The sequence below is a fragment of the Leptolyngbya sp. GB1-A1 genome (genome assembly GCF_039962475.1).
Classification (GTDB): Bacteria; Cyanobacteriota; Cyanobacteriia; order Elainellales; family Elainellaceae; genus Leptolyngbya_A.
The window spans coordinates 1-18,385 of sequence record NZ_JAMPLI010000013.1; the positions used below are offsets into that span (position 1 = coordinate 1).

At 51.3% G+C, this 18,385-nt stretch carries 14 protein-coding genes and 1 pseudogene; 5 read left to right on the forward strand and 10 right to left on the reverse strand.

What is annotated here, in order from left to right; all coding sequences use genetic code 11:
- Positions 1–267 (forward strand): transposase (locus NDI45_RS14400; RefSeq protein WP_348247740.1); only part of this gene is annotated, 267 nt, incomplete at its 5' end.
- A gap of 564 nt (positions 268–831) precedes the next feature.
- Here NDI45_RS14400 and NDI45_RS14405 read toward each other — a convergent pair.
- The 6 genes from NDI45_RS14405 to NDI45_RS14430 form a co-directional block, all read right to left on the reverse strand.
- Positions 832–1,395: a glutathione S-transferase family protein gene (locus tag NDI45_RS14405; RefSeq protein WP_190793039.1), complete on the reverse strand. Its 564-nt coding sequence runs from the start codon at positions 1,393–1,395 to the stop codon at positions 832–834.
- A gap of 25 nt (positions 1,396–1,420) precedes the next feature.
- Positions 1,421–1,879 carry a hypothetical protein gene (locus NDI45_RS14410; RefSeq protein ID WP_348247741.1) on the reverse strand — a complete coding sequence of 153 codons (459 nt, stop codon included), beginning with the start codon at positions 1,877–1,879 and terminating at the stop codon, positions 1,421–1,423.
- A gap of 111 nt (positions 1,880–1,990) precedes the next feature.
- Complete coding sequence (locus NDI45_RS14415) at positions 1,991–3,151, reverse strand: glycosyltransferase family 1 protein (protein ID WP_348247742.1); 1,161 nt, start codon at positions 3,149–3,151, stop codon at positions 1,991–1,993.
- A gap of 9 nt (positions 3,152–3,160) precedes the next feature.
- Entirely contained in the window at positions 3,161–4,918 is a 1,758-nt protein-coding gene (locus tag NDI45_RS14420; RefSeq protein WP_348247743.1) for a sulfotransferase family 2 domain-containing protein, read from the reverse strand.
- A 62-nt stretch (positions 4,919–4,980) separates the two neighbouring features.
- On the reverse strand, positions 4,981–5,760 hold the full coding sequence (locus NDI45_RS14425; RefSeq protein ID WP_348247744.1) for an ABC transporter ATP-binding protein: 780 nt from the start codon (positions 5,758–5,760) through the stop codon (positions 4,981–4,983).
- Entirely contained in the window at positions 5,757–6,572 is an 816-nt protein-coding gene (locus NDI45_RS14430; protein ID WP_348247745.1) for an ABC transporter permease, read from the reverse strand. The genes NDI45_RS14425 and NDI45_RS14430 overlap by 4 nt, the downstream gene beginning before the upstream one ends.
- Positions 6,573–6,999: 427 nt before the next feature.
- Here NDI45_RS14430 and NDI45_RS14435 point away from each other — a divergent pair, with 427 nt between their 5' ends.
- From NDI45_RS14435 to NDI45_RS14445, 3 genes are all read left to right on the forward strand, one after another.
- Entirely contained in the window at positions 7,000–9,762 is a 2,763-nt protein-coding gene (locus NDI45_RS14435; protein ID WP_348247746.1) for an SMC family ATPase, read from the forward strand.
- A gap of 36 nt (positions 9,763–9,798) precedes the next feature.
- Positions 9,799–10,824 (forward strand): lysylphosphatidylglycerol synthase domain-containing protein, encoded by a 1,026-nt coding sequence (locus tag NDI45_RS14440; protein ID WP_348247747.1) that lies wholly within the window; start codon positions 9,799–9,801, stop codon positions 10,822–10,824.
- Between the two features lie 371 nt (positions 10,825–11,195).
- Positions 11,196–12,287 carry a Gfo/Idh/MocA family oxidoreductase gene (locus NDI45_RS14445; protein ID WP_190793047.1) on the forward strand — a complete coding sequence of 364 codons (1,092 nt, stop codon included), beginning with the start codon at positions 11,196–11,198 and terminating at the stop codon, positions 12,285–12,287.
- A gap of 192 nt (positions 12,288–12,479) precedes the next feature.
- Here NDI45_RS14445 and NDI45_RS14450 read toward each other — a convergent pair whose 3' ends face one another.
- Positions 12,480–13,814, reverse strand: coding sequence for an ATP-binding protein (locus NDI45_RS14450; protein WP_190793049.1), 1,335 nt, complete (start codon positions 13,812–13,814; stop codon positions 12,480–12,482).
- A 190-nt stretch (positions 13,815–14,004) separates the two neighbouring features.
- Here NDI45_RS14450 and NDI45_RS14455 point away from each other — a divergent pair, with 190 nt between their 5' ends.
- Positions 14,005–14,310, forward strand: coding sequence for a TMEM14 family protein (locus tag NDI45_RS14455; RefSeq protein WP_190793323.1), 306 nt, complete (start codon positions 14,005–14,007; stop codon positions 14,308–14,310).
- Positions 14,311–14,624: 314 nt separating this feature from the next.
- Here the strand turns inward: NDI45_RS14455 and NDI45_RS14460 are convergent.
- The 3 genes and pseudogenes from NDI45_RS14460 to dapA form a co-directional block, all read right to left on the reverse strand.
- Positions 14,625–14,879: pseudogene (locus NDI45_RS14460) on the reverse strand (Mo-dependent nitrogenase C-terminal domain-containing protein); the annotation flags it as partial.
- Positions 14,880–15,429: 550 nt separating this feature from the next.
- Positions 15,430–17,187, reverse strand: coding sequence for a ribonuclease J (locus NDI45_RS14465; RefSeq protein ID WP_190793325.1), 1,758 nt, complete (start codon positions 17,185–17,187; stop codon positions 15,430–15,432).
- A gap of 278 nt (positions 17,188–17,465) precedes the next feature.
- On the reverse strand, positions 17,466–18,359 hold the full coding sequence (gene dapA, locus NDI45_RS14470; RefSeq protein WP_190793326.1) for a 4-hydroxy-tetrahydrodipicolinate synthase: 894 nt from the start codon (positions 18,357–18,359) through the stop codon (positions 17,466–17,468).
- Positions 18,360–18,385 lie beyond the last annotated feature (26 nt).

Below are 18,385 nucleotides of genomic sequence, written 5' to 3' on the forward strand. Positions count from 1 at the left end.
TTGGAGCAATGCTTAGTGCCGCAATTGCAGCCAGGAGATGTCATCGTCATTGACAACGCTAGTTTTCATCATCGTCAAGCGATTGAGGAGATCGTCACTCACGCAGGATGTGAGATTTGGTACCTGCCGCCCTATTCTCCAGACTTGAACAAGATTGAGCATTGGTGGTTTGTCCTGAAGAACTGGATGCGACAGCGATGGGATGAGTTTGAAACCTTTGATTGTGTCGACGCTGCTTTCAAAAACTGCCCTAACGTGATTGCGTAGCGCTATACTTCCAGCAGTGGCCGAGGCAATTGCTGCTCGTAGGGAACCTGTACCACTGTCCGCTGTGGTAGTTACAAGAATATTCGACATGGAAAAATCCTTTAGTAATGTCCGCGATTCTGAGTCCGAAGCGTGAAGGGGGACACTAATAAGCAGTTGAATCTAATGCTGGGGCGGCTACAGGATTCACTGCTTCGCTTGTAAACACAAGCAATTCATCTCGACCTGAAACAATGATTATCTGGTAGCTAAACCCTGTTCTTGAAACTAGAATTCCCAATTCGAGCAGAAAGTCGATCAGGCACAGGAAAATTGTTGTATGGGCGCTCGGTCTTTATAGGCGATCGATCAAAGGCGCCGCTGAATCGAAGGATGAACTGAGTTAGAGAATTGCTGAGCGGATTCCTAAATAAGTTAATTCTGGGGGACTTTGAACGGATCGAAAGTCTTCCGTAGGTGGAGAAATTCATCCTGTGATTTAGCAACGCCAAAAATAGCGTCAAAAATGATTAAAGGGGCAAGCCTGAAACCTGCCCCCTGGTAAACCGTAATGAATGGAACAAACTACGCTGCTTTCCTACTGCCGATCGTCTTCTGGAATGCCGGACGTTCTGCAATACGCTTCAGGTAATTTCCAATCGCGGGATAGTCATCAAAACCAATCTTGAGCAACAGCGGCATATACGCCAGCATCGAGCCAACTGCCACATCTGCGGCTGAGAGCTGGTCGCCCAGCAGAAAAGGCTGACGATCGAAAATCTCGTTCAGAGGAGCCAGCAGGCGTGGCATTTCTCGATCGCGGGTTGCCTCTACAAAAACGCCCGGTCCCAGCGTTGCGTTGGCAAATATCACCCATTGGGCAATTGTGGCACGGTGTTCTGAGGTGGTCAGCGAAGTGTCGTACTTTTCGGACAGATAGAGCAAAATTGCGCCCGATTCCCAAAGCCGATAGCCGTTTTCCTTGATAGCTGGAACTTTGCCAAACGGGTTAATTGTCAGGAAGTCTGGCTCTTTATGCTGTCCTGTCTGCATATCGAGCAAGACATATTCGTAGGGAACGCCCAATTCTTCAAGATACCACTGGACGATCGAGGCGCGGCTTCTGGCTCCGCCGTAAAGTTTGAGCATAAGACCTGAGACGAGAAAACCTGTGCTAAAGAACCTGATGCGTGTAAGCGTGCTGCTTCACATTATCCTCGCTTTTGACAATGCGATCGGAGTTGAGGACGCGCTTTCTTTCAGTGGAAAAATTGAAGTCGCGCTTCGTGGTTCCGGTAGGAATCAGGCTTTGAGACTCCGATCGGCTTTTGTAAGTCCGAGCGGCAGCCGTGGCACGAAAGGCAAAGTCATCGCAAAACTGAGTATCGGGCGGCAATTCTGCAAGAAGCTGCGGATTGCCATCTGGAAGGACTGTGCCGATCGTCGTCGCACAGGCAAATTCGTAGGAAGTAGCGATGCCCTTACTGAGAGCTTCCAGAGCTGCCGAGGGAATGGGTTCTACCACATGCACAGGATGCACTTCGCCATCCTCTTTCACGAAGCAGGTTGCCAGCCCCACAACCAGATAATCTGAGGCGGAGAGGTCGGGGGTGTTGGGATAGGTTGTTGTCATAATCAAACCGATTTTTTAGGACAGCTTCCCTCCATTCTTCAACAAACGATCGATCCTCATGTGAAAACGATAGGTTTTGCAACATGAATCAGAGGTAGAGCTTGAAGAAAACTAGAGAAACCGTTGCAGCACTGCTGCCGTTTGTTGTCCGGTTTTTGCCCAGCTAAACTGGCTCGATCGCTTTAATCCTGCCGATCGCAAGTCTTTTCGCACTTGATCATCGGTTGCCACTTGAGCCATCGCATCAGTTAAAGCCTGCTCATCATACGGATTAATCAGAATGGCTGCGTCTCCCGCCACTTCCGATAGGGAAGACAGATTTGAGGTAATCACAGGCGCACCGCATGCCATTGCTTCCAACACGGGAAATCCAAACCCTTCCCACAAGCTGGGATAAACCAGGGCGATTGACTCATGCAGCAAACCGGGAAGCTGATCGTAAGCCACATAGTCGAGAAACTTGATTTGCTCGGAGACCCCTAGCTCGATCGCTTGCTGTTTAAGTAGAGGCGTGTAGCGCAGATCGGGGGAACCTGCAATCAGCAGATCATAATTTTGGGGACTGGGCAGGGCAGCAAAGGCGCGAATCAACCGCAGGAGGTTTTTATAGGGGTCGTGCCGTCCGATGTAGAAAAAATAGGGGCGATGCGACGTAGCGCTTTTAGAGGAGTAATCCATTGCCATTCCTTCGATCGGCCAATCAAGAATCCGAAAATGGCGCGAATCGTGGGACAGCAGCACGGGCGTGATCTTTGAGGCAGGAATTCCGTAAAAATTGCAGATGTCCTGAGCGGTCGCCTGGGAATTGCAAAGGATATGCTCAGCCTGCTTTAGAACCTGCGGCACATAGAGACGGGCATAGTGAAACAGGGGAGAAGTCCAGCGCGGAAACCGAAGCGGAATCAGATCGTGAACCATGACGATCGATCGACATTTCGCCTCAATCGGAGCTTCAGGAACCAGGGAAAAGAGTAGGTCCGATTGAAGCTGGCGATAAATGCCCGGAAGCTGAAACTGTGACCACTTCAGGCGGCGAAAATGTCCGGCTTTGCCTTCCTCCGCACTCATGCCGCCCGGAATTTCATAGCAGGGCTGCCTGGATTGGGTGTGATGATGCAGGGCAGGCGGAGCCAGCAGTGTTAATCCAGACAGGTTCAGCTCTGAGGCAAGATTAATTGCGTAGGTTGCGAGTCCTGTGGGCTTTTGTCCAACAAAGGATAAGTTAGCGATGATTTGTGCGGCGTTTTTGTCTGATCCTGCTCCTTGGGTCATGGGGGATGATTACCCTTTGGGGGAACTGCGAATCAACTGCTTCTTACCTGCGTACTGGCGATACAGCGTTTTCAGCTTGTGCTCGACGTTCTTCTTGACGCGATCGATGTACACGGGACGAACGTGCTTTGAAGCATAGTTTGCTGTAGCGATGCCCTGACGGTTGGAATACAGGACAAACACTTCGTTGGCAAACACAGGAGACAAACCGCGACCAAGCAGCTTCATCAAAATTGTGCTAATTTGCGCCGCCATACCTTTGTGCAGCACGAGCCACTGCGCCTGCTTGCCCTCCAGAAATGCATCGTAGTCCAGCACCGAATTATTCACCATGACCCGGAATGCCAGGGGCGCAATTACGACTTCCTGGGGCTGGAGATGCTGACTCAGGAAATCGATCGTGTTTTTCCAGGCTTCATCCTCAAAAAGCTGAGCAGCAGCACTGTGCTGTCGTTCGGTTTCCTGCGGGAAAAGCTGCACATAGTTCAATGCCACTCCCACCTGGCGCGTATCGGGATCAAGCGGATTCACCGCATTCAGGGACGTGACGCGATCGACCTCAAATTTTACTTCGGTAAAGGGTCGCTCAGATTTCAGCATTTCTGGGGCAACGACCGCCTGGAGCAGTTTCACACCGCGATCGCTATGCAGTGTGTTGAGTCGCACTGGATTCTGATTGACCAAAACAGAAAGGCTATCGAGAATATTGGGCGCAGTCGCCTGAGTCGCAATCACACGAAACTCCAGCAAGCAATTGCCATTTGGAGGAGCAATCTGGGGCAGATCAAGCGTCGAAACGGTGCCAGGTCCAGTCCAACGATAGGCAGGCGGTCCAGAAGGCGGACATTCTCGACGCTGCCAGCCCATGCCGCGCAACGCCTGACCAAAATCGTAAAGCAGGGTAGAAGATGGAGTGCGGTCTAGATCGCGATAGCGTTGCTCGTAGTGGAGTTCTAGCAATTCTTTGAGGCGATCGGATGAGATAGTTTCCGCTTGGTCTGCCGCCGTGCCGAACTGGGAGATCAGCTGCTGCACCATCTCGTTAAAGCGCGTCTCGAAGATTTCCTGCGCGTAGTGGTAGAGTTCCAGATCGAGCAGCGAATTTTCGCGGATAATCTCTAGGGTCTCAGCCGGAATCTCGTCAAAGGATTTCTTTTTCTTAGCGGCGTTTTCCTTGCGGCTATTCAGGATCGGCTTCCAGCCCAGAATGTAGGACAGCAGAAACAGCGAGTCCTGGAACCGTTCGACCAAGCCGACAAAGGCAAAATTATCGAGGCTTTCTTTTGCCAGAGCCAGCGTTTCTTCCGGGGTCAGGTCATCCAGTTTGAACCGCATCGCCTTTGCAACATGGTAAGTCTGGATGTTTTTTCCGACCTTTCCGGCAGTGAGCTTTTGGGCAAACTCTGCCAGGGTCATGTCTTTCACCGCTCTATAGTGCGGATCTCCGGGCATGCGGCGGATGTATTCGTAGTGGGAAATGACGCGGGCGATCGGCTCACGCAGAATCGTTACATTTACCACTTCCTTTCCGGGCAGCAGTTCTGGGATGTTGATAAATCCCAAATGTCCGCGAAACAAGCGATAGTCTTTTAACTGGTCTTTGGGAATTTTGGCAACCTGAGCATTGAGTGTTGCCGGACAGATTTCGCGATCGTCAAACTGATCTTCCACGATCGTCCGAAAGGTCATGCCTGCGGTTTTGGGAATGTGTGAAAAATACAACACATCCTCATCGTTCAGGGTGTACTGTGCCGGAAAGTTTCTCATGACCGTCGATACTGCCTCTAGCGTTGCACTGTCTGTAACTTTGCGTTTTGCAAGCTTATCTTCTATAGCTTTGCTTTGTTGACTGCGCTCAAGTCGAGCGGCACACCCACCGCCTCTGAGTAGTAGGTCACTACCTCAGTCGGATCACCAATCATTTTGATTTCGTGGTTGTCGATCCACATGACGCGATCGCACAGATTCATCACGCTGGCAACAGAGTGAGTGACCAGCACCATCGTTACGCCACTATCCTGGAAGGTCTTCATTTTATCCAGGCATTTCTTCTGGAAGCGAATGTCTCCCACGCCCAGCACTTCATCAATCAGCAAAATTTCCGGGTCGAGATGGGCCACGACTGAGAATCCTAATCGCGCCACCATTCCCGTTGAATACATTCGAATTGGATGGTTAATAAACTCGCCCAGCTCCGAAAACTCGATAATTTCCTCTTCCTTTTCCCGGATTTCACGGCGGGTCAAGCCCATCAGCACGCCGTTCAGCATGATATTGTCTCGCCCACTGAGTTCCTGGTGAAAGCCTGCCCCCAGAGCCAGCAGGGGAGACACGCGCCGCCGCACAATGACTCTTCCCCGGTTTGGTTTCAGTACGCCTGCAATCAGTCCCAGCGTGGTACTTTTTCCAGCTCCGTTGTTGCCGATAACGCCGAAGTTTTCGCCTTCGTACACCTCAAACGTAATATCTCGCAGTGCCTCATACTGCTCCTGCTGCATCGTTTTCAGATGCTTTGGCATATTGAAGACAAAGTTTTTGATGCCCCGGATATGCCGATAGAGCGGGTAAGACTTGCTGACGTTATAGAAAGTGATGACTGGCTCTCTCATATCAGTTCTGCAAATTTCCAGGAAAGCTTGCGATAGATCACCTGACCGATCGCGAAAAAGGCGATCGCATACAGCAGGCTATACAGCAGGTACATCGGCTCCAGCCTGCCATAGAGAAATAGTTCTCGCCAGCTCACAATGAGTGGAGCCGCCGGATTGAGCCAGATAAATTTGCGAATGTGAGGCGGAATTTGTTCCAGCGGATAAAGAATCGGAGTCAGGAAAAAGGTGAAGTTCATAATAATGCCCGTCAACCGTTCTAAATCCCGGAAGAATAGGTTGATCGAGGCAAGTGCCAGCCCAATTCCATAAACCATTAAGAAGTGAATCACCAGCAGCACCGGAATACCCCAGACCCAGGTGAAAGTCGGAATATGGTTAAAGGCAATCAAAAAAATTGACAGCACCGGAATCGAAACGACGAAGTGAATCATGTGATTCAAAGCGGTGCAAAGCAAAACAACATTGCGGGGGAAATTAACCTTTTTAATAATGCTTGCGTTGCCCACAAACACATTGGGCGAGGAGACTACCACGTTGCTAAACCACTGCCAGGGAAATATGCCCGATAGCAAAATCACTGCATAGCCCGGAATATTAACCCGCATTAAGGTTTGAAAGGCAATAAAGTAAACCAGTGCAGAGGCAAGCGGATTGGCGATCGACCAGATATAGCCCAGTGCCTTGTTGCCATAGCGAACCTTGAGTTCTTTCTGCACCAGGACAATCAGCAAATCCCGGAAATTCTCCCAGTCCCGGTGATAGCCGAGCGTCCGAACTCGATTCCAGTTTTTTGCGATCCGACCGTTCACACCGAGCCTCCTCACCCCTTAACACCAGCTATTTCGATCCGTTTTTCTGAGCGTTTCAACCGCACGGACTTCAGGGCAGCCTGCAAACCTATCCCAATAAACCGATAACCGCCGTATAAATGTATCTACTTGTTAACAATAAGGTTCAAAGCAAGATAATACTCTACTCTGGCTCTCTACAGAATACCTCCTTCTCAGGAACGCCCCAAAGAACGCCGAATCAGCCTGATTCGTCCCACTTTTTGACGCTAATCTGACCTTCAAGTTCCAAATCATCAGGCATCCTGCTTCTAGTGAAACGGAGTACACTAGCGGTAGAGATTGGTTCAATTGTTCTGCTCTCCATCCTCCCACCCCCTCATCTCCTCACCTCCACCCACCTACTCATCCCCTCATCCGCCTATTCACCCTCATCCCCAGCCGTCTGATGCAAATCCTCTCCGTTACCCTCAAAAACTTCAAGACGCACCGCGATCGTCATTTCAGCTTTCAGCCGGGAACTAACGCCATCTGTGGAGAAAACGGAGCAGGCAAGACGAGCATTCTGGAAGCGATCGCCTGGGTCATGTTTAACCATCGCGGCGCGTATAAGGTGGAGGATTTGATTCGCAACGGGGCGGGGAGTGCTCAGGCGATCGTCATGTTTGTATCCGATCGAGATGGGCGCACTTACGAGATTCAGCGATGCACGACGAAAGGCTATACGGTTTACGATCCGCAGCTTGATGTCAAGCTCGACTATAAAAGTATCGAAGCCGAAATTCTCCCCTGGATTCGACAGCAGTTGGGGGTTGCTCCGGGAACCGATCTGGCGCGACTTTTTGCGAATACGATCGGCGTTCCACAAGGAACCTTTACCGTAGACTTTCTTCAGCCGCCCAAAGATCGCAAGGCTGTTTTTGACAGCATTCTAAAAGTTGAAGAATACCAGCAGGTGCAAAAAGACTCGCGCCAGCTTGAGAAATATGCCGAAGATCAGGTCGCAAAGCTGGCGGATGAGATTGTTCGCCACGAAACAGATTTAGCCGAGTGGGACAGTCTGACCGATCGCCAGCAAACCGTCATTACCGAAATCGTCCAATCAGAAGCAGCCCTGCAACAGCTCGAAGGCGACCTCGCCAAGCTTCAGGCAGTGAAGGAGCAGTTCGCGGCGCAGGCAGAGCAGGTACAGCAGACCGCCCAGCAGGTGCAGCAGTTGACCACGCAGCTTGATAGTAAGCAGCAGGCGATCGGGCTTCTCCGGCAGGCAGTGCAGCAGGCAGAACAGGCAGTCGAACTTTGTACCGCCAATCGCGCCAGTCATGATGCGTATCTTAAAGCAGACCAAACCCTGAAGCAGCTCGACCAGCATCTCAAGCAAAAGCAAATCCTGCTTCGTCAGAAAGAACAGCAGCAACAGGCACTGCTCGATCGCCACAAAGAGCTAACGCGCCTGCAAATCCAGCTCGAAAGCCTGGAAAAAGCCGAGACAGAAATCCAGCAGCTTCAGCCCGCGATCGCTCAGCAAGCCCAGCTAGAGCAGGCACAAATCGCCCTTACCAATCAGCTCAATCACCTGCAAATCAACAAAACCGAGCATAAAAACGGCACCAAACAGCTCCAGAAGCTCCAGGGGGAAGCCGTTCGACTACAGCAGGAGATCGATCGCATCCAAACGGTCGCTGCTCAAATTAAGCATATTCCTGACCTGGAGCAAAAGCGCGATCGATTGCAGGAACAGCTCAGCCGCGTCGAAGCCGCGAAACAGTTTGAAGCAGAACTTCGGCAGCTCGTTAGCGAAGGAGAAGCCAAGCGCGATCGGCATCAGCTTCAGTCCGACGAAGCCATTCGAATTTTGCGGGAAGTGCAGCGCAGTGTGCCTTTGCTGGCGACGGTATCGGTTAAATCGGCATTAGAGGCAGTCCAGGCAGGGGTAGATCTCAATACTGACCTGCTGCAAGCCCTCTGGCGAATTTTGGCGGATTTGTCCGAGCAGGTGTCTGTGCCCAAACTTCAGCAGCAGTTTCAGCAAATCAAAACTCAACTGCAAGGCTTCTATCAGTTTCAGGCAGAAGTCGCTGCTCTGGAAGCCAAGCAAGAGCAGCAATGCCAGATTCAGCAAGAGCTAGCGCAGCTTCACAGCCGTCTTGACCAACTTAAAGACGAGATTGAGACCGAACCCGATCGCCTCAAACAGCGCGAACAATTGTCTGATCTGCTTAAGAGCCTCAACAGTCCGAGAGAACGCGCCCAGCTTCTTCAGCAGCAGATTGAGAAGCAGGAGGAGTTTAAAACGCAATACGTCAAGCTTTACCACGAGTACCAGCTTCTTCAGCAGCAAATTCAAGAACTCGATCGCCAGCTTGCTCCCTTTGCCGCGATCGAAGACCAGATCGAGCAGCAAAAATCCCTTCAGCGCAATCACCAGAACGGCTATCTCACCGTACTCCAGCAGCAGCAAACGGCAGAGCGGCTGCCCCAGCTTCAGTCTGAGCTGATTCAAACGATCGCTCACCTGCAGCAGCTTGAATCGTCGCGATCGAGGGTGCAGGCGGAATACGATCGGCTATTGCAGCACTACGACCCCCAGCAGGGACAGCAGATCGAGACGCAGTACGCCACCCTTCGCAGTCAGGCAGATCGGATTTCTGGGGCATTGCCGCAGCAGCGCAAACTTCTAGCAGAGCTAGAACACCAGCTCAGCAACCTCAAAGCCATCGCCGAGCAGCGCGATCGGGCACAGCTTGCTCTGAAGGAAAAACAGAAGGTGCTGAAATTTATCACCACTGCCCGCAAGATTTACAAGCAAGCCGCTCCTCGCATTACCGAACGGTATGTGCAATCCATTTCAAAGGAAGCCGATCGTCTCTTCCGGGAACTGTTGAATCGTCAAAATGTCGCCCTGGAGTGGACAAACGAATACGAAATCATTGTGCAGGAAGGAGCGCATACGCGCCGATTTGTGAATCTGTCCGGCGGGGAGCAAATGTGTGCAGCACTGGCAGTTCGGCTAGCATTACTGCGGGTGTTGGCAGACATCGACGTGGCATTCTTCGATGAGCCAACGACCAACATGGACAAGCCGCGCCGGGAAAGCCTGGCAGAAGCGATCGCTGGAATTAAATCCTTTCGTCAGCTCTTTGTGATCAGCCACGACGACACCTTTGAGAAAGTAACAGAAAACGTTATTTTTGTGGAACGCGAGGCATAAAAAGCCCGTCCACTGGTTTGCGTCTAAAAAGCCTGCATGACAAAGCTCCCGATCGGCAAATCCATAATCTCTCGGCTTAAGCCCTATCTGCGTTGGCTGATCCTGGGAACGACCTTGTTTTTCCTTGCCAGTACGCTGAGACAGCACTGGGAGGGCATTGTCGCGCTTCAACTTAGGGAAGCTGCGCCGCTCAACCTGCTGCTGGGATTTGGGGTGACGCTGCTGGCACATTGCTGGACGGGCTACGTCTGGAATCTCATCCTTCGGGAGTTGGGACAGCAAACTTCAGGAATCTGGGCAATGCAGGCTTACCTGAAAACCAATATTGCAAAATACCTTCCCGGCAATGTCTGGCACCTCTACGGCAGAGTCACGGCTGCCCGAGCCGCAGGCATTCCGACCCCGACTGCAACTCTGAGCGTTTTGCTGGAACCGCTGCTAATGGCCGCTTCTGCCCTTGGTCTTGCCCTGCTGACCGGCCTGAGAACCCATGCGCTATTGCAAATTTTGGGTCTTGTGTTTGTGCTGGCGATCGTGCATCCCTACATTCTCAATCGGCTGCTTCACGTCGTTCGTCAGCTGAAGGGCAAGTCTCGTCAGGGTCGCAATTCAGAGCTTGAACATGGATCAGCTGCCGTAGAGGACATGGCTCCGGCTCAACTCGATTCTTTCAGGGCAGAAACTGCGACCGATCGCCCCAGAGAAACTGTTCTGTATCGCTATCCCGTGATTCCGCTGCTCGGCGAACTGCTGTTTGTGCTGCTGCGTGGTGTCGGCTTTCTGTTTATCCTTCAGGCACTCCAACCGCTTCAAATTTCCGATCTCCTGCCTGCCCTGAGTGGGTTCACCATTGCCTGGCTGCTGGGACTGGTCGTTCCAGGCGCACCGGGAGGAATTGGCGTGTTTGAAGCAACAGCAGTTGCCCTCTTGTCGAACCATTTTTCGATCGCCGCTGTCCTGGGAAGTGTTGCGCTATATCGCCTAATTAGCACTTTGGCAGAAGCCGCCGGAGCCGCCCTGGCGGGATTGATTTCCTCAAGCTGGACGGCTCAAAAGCTTTAGCATCGCGGTCAGGATGATTAGGCGAAAGTCACCTAAGCCAATAGACAGGGCAAAAACTGACACAAGCAAACGCATCGGTCGTCCGTGAAATCCAGAAAATTAATCGGGGCAACGATATGATTGAGCTCAACAAACCTTTAAAATTCTTTATGTATCGTGATCGCTATACCAACAAGGAAACGGAAATGCGGGAGCGCAGTCTTCCCAGGTTTTTACTTTTGCTCCCTATTCCCAGCCTGGTGGCGATCGTGAAGCGGGTCCTTGATTGCTCGATTACCCCGCTAGGGGAACTGCGACCCATCGCCTGCCTAGGGGCGTTCCAGTCAGCTAGTGTAACATTCGTTTCTTCTGTGGTGTAGGAGACAGCAGGCGTGCAGGAAAAATCATCGATCGGGCAGACTCATCTCTCCAGGCAGCACAACTACTCCGTGCCGATTCGCGTTGGGGTGATTGGGGTGGGCAACATGGGGCAGCACCATACTCGCGTGTTGAGCCTACTAAAGGATGTAGAGCTGGTTGGCGTGTCGGATCTGAACGTAGAGCGCGGCATCGATACGGCAAGTAAATATCGAGCGCATTTCTTTGAGGACTATCACGACCTGATTCAGCATGTGGATGCGGTTTGTATTGCTGTACCCACGAGAGCGCACTATGCGGTGGGAACTACTTGCCTTCAGGCAGGCGTTCATGTGCTAATTGAAAAGCCGATCGCCGCCAGTATTGCCGAAGCCGAGGCACTGGTCAACGCTGCCGCTGAATCTCGCTGCATTCTCCAGGTAGGGCATATTGAGCGGTTTAACCCAGCTTTTCAGGAACTCAACAAAGTTCTTAAAACCGAGGAACTGCTTGCTCTTGAAGCGCACCGCATGAGCCCCTACTCCGATCGCGCCAATGATGTATCCGTCGTGCTGGACTTGATGATTCACGACATTGATTTATTGCTGGAGTTAGTTGGTGCGCCTGTCGTCAAGCTCACCGCCAGCGGCAACCGTGCCCCAGATTCAAACTATCTAGACTATGTAACGGCAATTTTGGGATTTGCAAACGGTATCGTTGCCACCCTCACTGCTAGCAAAGTTACCCACCGCAAAATTCGCCGCATTTCCGCCCACTGCCGCAATTCCCTGACCGAAGCAGACTTCCTCAACAATGAGATTCTGATTCACCGTAAAACGACTGCTAACTGCCTGACCGACTACGGACAGGTGCTTTACCGACAGGATGGCTTGATCGAAAAAGTGCAAACCAGCAATATTGAGCCGCTTCATGCCGAGCTAGAGCATTTTGTCAATTGTGTACGCGGCGGCAATCAGCCCTCGGTTGGCGGCGAACAGGCGCTCAAGGCACTCCGTCTTGCCAGCCTGATTGAAGAAATGGCACTCGATGGGCAAGTTTGGCAGCAGCCGGAACTGAGCGCACTTTATCCCAGCTCAACGCTTCCCAGCTCAAAAGTTGCGCTTTAGAGGTTGTTTAACAAATCGTCAATCGCCTACATATCAGCCTACATTGCCCCCTAAATTCCCCAACTTTTGACTTGCCGCTCTAAAAGAGCGAGGGGGAACTTCGAGCGTGACGTAATCAGCTCAGTTCCCTCCCTAATGGCGTGAGTTAGGGGGCGGTTAGGGTCATTATTAGAACTTTTCAAACGATTAAAGTTAATGCTCTGCTGCTAGCTCTGCCTTCAGAAAGTCCACAAACTGTCGTGCGCTTCTGCCCGATCGCCCATTGTGACGAGTTGCCCACTGCAAAGCGCGATACTGCAAGTCCTGCGACTCGATCGCCATTCCCTGCGCCAAATGCCGCACAATTTCTAGATAGGTTTCCTGATCGGCTGGGTTAAAGGTGAGGGTTAAACCAAACCGATCGCTAAAGGAAAGCTTTTCCTGCACCGTATCCCAGGCGTGAACTTCGTCGGCATCGCTGGGACGGGGGCGATCGGCAAAAAATTCGCGAATCAGGTGTCGTCGATTAGACGTAGCATAGACAACAACGTTTTGCGGTTTTGCAGTGAGGTTGCCCTCCAGCACAACTTTCAAAGCTTTGTAAGCGTCGTCATCCTCCTCAAACGACAAATCATCCACAAAGATAATGAACTTGAGTGATGTCTGTCGTAATCGATCGACGATTGCCGGCAGCTCTCGCAAATCAGCCTTCGGCACTTCAATGAGCCGCAAGCCCTGCTGTCCGTACTGGTGTAGCAGTGACTTCACTAGAGAAGATTTGCCTGACCCACGACTGCCATAAAGTAAAACGTGCAGTGCCGGGTAGCCCTTCAGCAACGCCTGCGTGTTTTTTAGCAGAGCTTCTTTCTGGGCTTCGTATCCCACCAACTCATACAAACGAATCGTATCCGGATAAGCAATGCCGCAAATCTGCCCATCCTGCCAGCGAAACGCCCGGTAAGCCGCAAAAATCCCCGTTCCGCACTGCTGATAATAGGCAGCAAGCGGCTCGATCAGGTCTGCCCAATCGCCTGTCTGTGCAAATTTTGTTATTAGATCTGGAGTTCGATCGTCCTGTCTTTCACCCGCTCCTGAGGCAACGCCCTTTACCGGAAACTGAGGAACAACTGGCGCATTGGTCAGTTCGGCCGCCTTTTGCACCCACTCAGCGACCTCTTCGCCGCCACAGCGATAAAGTTCCCATAGCAGTCGCAGATCCTGCCGGGCAGCTTCGACAAGAGGGGGCGGCATTTCAATCAGGGCAATTTTCTGAGCCTGCTGCGTAAAGGGATTCTCAGCCTTGAGAATTTGATCCACCAGGTAAAATTGCCAGCTCTGGTTCAGATTTGCCAGCGTTTTGAACCAGTGACCGTAAGCTTGCAGAACTTGAACTGCATTGAGCTGGGGCGATGTGAGCGTCTGGAGCAGCTTCAAAAACGCAGTGCCCGCCTCTGTTTCCAGCACTGATTGATAAAGCAGCAGCGCGGCGGCTTGCTGTTGCAAAAAGGTAGGCTGAGCTGTGTCCAAAACCGCATCTAAATCCGTCATGCGGTCAATCTATCAATAATTGCCGCTTTCTTCAATGCGATAATGCGCGGAATCGCGGCGGTGAATTGAGATAAAAACGCCGAGTCAATCTGCGTAAAGAAAGATTTTAATCCCTGTCAAACTGCAAAAAACCTTTGCGTTTACTGGCATAATTTGCAGTCATTAACAACTTTATTTTTGGGAAGAAGCTGTGAGTTTAGATATTTTGGCAACCTATGTTTATGGCGTTTTAGCTCTGGTCGGCGGCGTTTTAGGATATACCAAAGCAGGCAGCACTACTTCCCTGGTTTCTGGGATAATTAGCGGTATTTTGCTGATTGTGAGCGGAGTGGCTCAGCAGCAGGGATTGAATTGGGGATTGCCTATTGCGACGATCGTGGCGATCGTTCTCGTGATCGTGTTCGCTGTGCGCCTCTTTAAAACTCGAAAGTTTATGCCTGCGGGATTGATGGTATTAGCAGGGGCATTAACGCTGCTGTCATTGGTATTTGGGTAAGCTGATAGGTTGCGCTGTGAATTCAGCCGTTCATTTTCGCGTTCCGTCAACCGTGCCAGAAAATATTGAGAAATTCGCTAATAAACTGTTCAAGATTTGCCCGTTTATTGTTCTCTTAGGCGTTTCGACGATCGTGCCTCGGTCTTGTTCGAGCGTTTCTTGATCCGATCGCTTCTCAAACTAATCTGACAGGGCTACCAAATTTTGTTTCTGGGTTTCGCACAACTAAAGTGAGTGATGCGAAGCAGTTTTTCCCGCTGGGCAATTGAATCAATTCGCGCTTTTGAATGAATGCCTGCTAGCAATGATGGCTGCTAGCAATAGCGGCTGATATCTTCGCCGCAAACGTCTGCCAAGTAGCACAACGCCCGGAAGCGCAAGCCCACAACCTGCTCGTATAGAGGGTTCAGCTTGCACATGGGTGGAACGTGAAACAACGTCCGTCCACAGAACTGAACATCACGCTCAAAGGGGCACTGCGCCGGAATCAGGCGGCAGATTTGGTGCGCCAGCTTCGGGTTTTGCAGTTCGATATTGTCAAGCCAGTGACGCAGGGGCAGCAGCAGGTCAACGGGTTGGTGATAAGTCGAATGAGATGCGTTCATGATGTTCTCCTTCTGGTGAAGTGATTTTAGAGAAGCGGGCTTTGGGGGATAGCGTGGCGAAAGGTAACTCTAGATTGGTGCTGCGATGAAGTGAGGTGCAGTTTGTCTGAGGTTGAACCTTGTCTTTAAATCTGTATGACCGGATCTACAAAAGCAAACCGGCTCAAATCGGAAACGATCGCAAAATTTGCAAGCAACTCATCTGCAAAGGAACTTAATTGAATCTAGGGCAATTTTGCCAAAACTCCCTTTAATCGATCGCCGTAATACCACTTAACTTTTAGGGTAGGGGTGGATAGTATGCGTAGATTTACGGTCTATGCTGCCGGCTGGATTGAATGCAAAGCATGAAGCACTCGGGGATTAGCGGAGATCAGCAGGGATTAGCGGGGATTAAAGCAGTTCTATAAAAGAATCAAAAAAAACGATCGCCCCAGAAAAAGGACGATCGCTTTAGTTCAATTGCTCCGATTCAATTCAAGATTCAGTCGCCAGATGCAGCAAACGACGGACATTAAGACGCAACTTTTGCAGTCGATCGCTGTCTACGGGCGGTACTGACAGGCTGCTCGGTTGGCTTTTGCAGCAGGAACAGCAGCGTTGGATTATTCTGAAGCTCACGTCGCAGCATTCGCCGGAGTTCCGTTTCGAGATCAACTCGCACCCGATCCCAGTCCACTTCGATCAGGCTGCCGATCGTGCGGCTATAGTCTGACCAGCGGCTATCCACCACAGTTTCGATCGTTTGCATGATCGACTGCTCTAGCTTAGCGGCTTCGATCGCCGTTGCCACACCGCGCAGGTGAATTTCGGGCTTCGCGATCAGTTCACCTTTCCAGCCCAAAGCAGCGGCGATCGTGACAATGCCTTCTTCGGCAAGCTGCTGCCGTTCTTTCAGCACCTGCTGATGCACCACACCCGCATGGGCAGAATCCACCAGTTCAATTCCTGAAGGAACTTTGTCGCTGATGCAGATGCTGTCCTGGGTTAGTTCGACCACATCACCGTTATCAATAATCACCATATTTTCAGCCGGAACGCCCATGCTCTGAGCCGTTTCGGAGTGTTTGACCAGCATTCGGTGTTCGCCGTGAACGGGCAGGAAAAACTTAGGACGGGTAAGAGCTAGCATCAGCTTCTGGTCTTCCTGGGCACCGTGACCGGAAACGTGGATCCCTTTATCGCGTCCATAAACGACCTTCGCGCCCTGCATCATCAGTTTGTCGATCGTGCCAACCACAGCGATCGTATTCCCCGGAATCGGGTTTGCTGAAAAGATAACGGTATCGCCCTCGCGAATCTTCACCTGACGGTGCGATTGATTGGCAATGCGGGTTAAAGCAGCCATCGGCTCACCCTGCGACCCGGTCGTGAGAATCAGCACCTTCTCATCTGGCATCTTGTTGACCATATTGAGCGGCACAAATAAATCGTCTTCGCACTTGATGTAGCCCAGGTTGCGGGCGTGAGCGATCACATTCAGCATCGATCGCCCGATCACTGCCACGGCTCGCTTGTGCTTCTTCGCCAATTCCAGAATCATGTTGACCCGGTGCACCGATGAAGCAAAAGTGGTGACAATCAAGCGTCCCTGAGCCTGACTGAACGTGCGATCGAGGTTGGGAAACACGGAACGCTCTGACGGCGTGAAGCCCGGAACTTCTGAGTTCGTGGAATCACTGATCAAACAGAGAACGCCCTTTTCACCGTGTTCTGCCAATCGCTGAAGGTCAAACTTCTCGCCGTCTACAGGTGTATGGTCAAACTTAAAGTCGCCAGTATGGATCACAACTCCAACAGGCGTGTGGATTGCCACGCTAAAGCTGTCGGCGATCGAGTGAGTGTTGCGGATGTATTCCACCAGGAAGTAAGTGCCAATTCGCACGATTTCCCGCGGTTGCACCGTTCGCAGCTCGGTTCGCTCTGCAACGCCTGCCTCTTCCAGCTTGTCTTGCAGCAGTGACATTGCGAGACGAGGACCATAAATCACAGGTACGTCGAACTGTTTTAGGTGAAAGGGGATACCGCCAATATGGTCTTCGTGACCATGGGTGACAATCATGCCCTTAATTTTGTGGCGATTTTCGCGTAAATACCTCGTGTCAGGCAGCACCACGTTAACGCCATGCATTCCATCAGTGGGGAACGCTAAGCCTGCATCCAGCAGCACAATCTCATCGTTGTATTCAAAGACGCAGGTATTCTTACCAATTTCGTGCAGTCCTCCGAGCGGAATGACTTTAAGCGCACTTGCAGAACCGTTTTGACTCATGTGTGGTTGTAACTAACTTTACTAGGTGTTGGTAAACGACTGGAAATGGAAAGAAGGAAAGCCTGAGCAATAACGTCAACAGGAGCCAGGTATTGCGGACAAGGACGATCGCCAAAGGCAGGAAATAAAGCAATCAGCCCCAAAACGTACAGAAAAGGCTTGAGTGATGTTGCATCAACTTGCTTCGCGTCAGTCTTGATTAGGGTTCGCTTTATCGGAATTCATTGGTATTTAATTGTCTGAAACTTTATAGGCAGCCGACCTGCAAAGGTTTCCAGTTATGCTGCCTCCAGTAAGCCCAGATCGGTCATTGCGGTCTTAAGCAGCATCTCAAAGTTGGTAGAGTCTTCAGCGAGAGGCAGGCGTGTTGAGCCAACCTGCCATCCCTGAAGTCGAAGTGCCGCCTTCACAGGAATGGGATTTGTCACCGTGAAGAGTGCCTTAAACAGGGGAAATAGCTGGAGGTGCATCTGAGCTGCCACTTGAACCTTTCCCTGCTCAAACGCTTGAATCATCTGCTGAATCTGCGAACCGACTAAATGGCTTGCAACACTGACAACACCATAGCCGCCTACAGCAAGAATCGGCATCGTCAGCGAATCATCTCCAGAGTAAATCAAGAAATCAGGGGACGTAAGACGGCGAACCTGACTAACCTGGTCGAGATTCCCGCTTGCCTCTTTAATGGCGACAATGTTTGGAATCTCAGCCAGACGGGCAACCGTTTCAGGCAAGAGGTTCTGACCAGTCCGTCCAGGAATGTTGTAAAGGATCATAGGCAGTTCGGGACTTGCTTCAGCGATCGATTTGAAATGCTGATACAGCCCTGCCTGCGGAGGTTTGTTGTAGTAGGGAACGACCTGAAGCGTCCCGTCTATTCCTATTTTAGAAGCTTTTTGGGTGGCTGTGACAGCTTCGTGGGTGGAATTTGACCCTGTGCCTGCAATAATTTTGGCTTTGCCTGATGTTGCATTCTGCACTGCCTGAAATAAATCGTGTTCTTCGCTCCAGGTCAGCGTCGGAGATTCGCCCGTTGTACCGCAGACTACCAGTGTATCTGTTCCATGAGCAACCAGGTAAGCAGCCAGCTCTTCAGCGACCGCGTAGTTGACACTGCCATCTTCCTGAAATGGCGTAATCATTGCGGTTAAAACTCGTCCAAACTCGGTCACACGCGACGCACTCCTCATTGAGCGAT